Raw genomic sequence first — 574 nt, 5'->3', positions numbered from 1 at the left:
GAGCAGTATCTATCTCAAAGTGCATTTCATACTCCTTTATGACAATCACGCGGTAGACCTGGCGAGGCAAGTAGTCCTTTAACTGTCTGCCTTTGATGATCGGCAAGGCGAGGTCAATATCTATTGATTCATTGAGAAGAGAGTTAATGATTCTATTCGCTCGCCGTGGGCCTCCGGCTCTACTGTTAAGCTCAAATCTATGAATCCTTGCCAGATCCCCTCTGGCTTTAGCAGTCCATGAGACATTCATATTATCTTGCCGCTGTTTTCAGTTGTCTAACAAAGCTCGTCATCTCTTCGATGCTAAACGTGTTCCCTGCGTCTACGTCTGCGAGTCCTTTCAGGATGGCTTCGCGGCGGCGTTCGTGATTGTGTATGAAGCTGTCCAGAGCCTCTCTGATGATGTAGCTCTTTGAGCGATCTTCTTCTTCTGCGATCGCATCAACTTTGCGAACGAGTGCGCGGGGGACTTCTGCGCTGATTGTCTGTTTTGTGATGGCAGCCATGATTGGTTTCCTCAGAGCTATTAGGAGTTATTAAGTAGTTTAGCACTGCGCAAATGGGATGACACCTG

At 47.6% G+C, this 574-nt stretch carries 2 protein-coding genes; both read right to left on the bottom strand.

Annotated elements, in window-relative coordinates:
• Positions 1 to 250: type II toxin-antitoxin system RelE/ParE family toxin (locus WH277_RS02280; protein ID WP_339504172.1), on the bottom strand; the 250-nt coding region annotated here is incomplete at its 3' end.
• A 1-nt stretch (position 251) separates the two neighbouring features.
• The gene (locus tag WH277_RS02275) at positions 252 to 506 is read right to left on the bottom strand and encodes a CopG family ribbon-helix-helix protein (RefSeq protein ID WP_339504170.1); all 255 of its coding nucleotides are present in this window, start codon (positions 504 to 506) and stop codon (positions 252 to 254) included.
• Positions 507 to 574: the final 68 nt, after the last annotated feature.

This window comes from Erwinia sp. MYb416 (genome assembly GCF_037479575.1).
GTDB lineage: Bacteria > Pseudomonadota > Gammaproteobacteria > Enterobacterales > Enterobacteriaceae > Erwinia > Erwinia rhapontici.
Note: the sequence above shows the minus strand (reverse complement) of the source record. Positions and strands in the feature narration are given on the sequence as shown.

What these genes read in the sequence shown, in the direction of transcription:
- WH277_RS02275 (WP_339504170.1), bottom strand. Translation starts at nt 506, where the DNA reads ATGGCTGCCATCACAAAACAGACAATCAGCGCAGAAGTCCCCCGCGCA.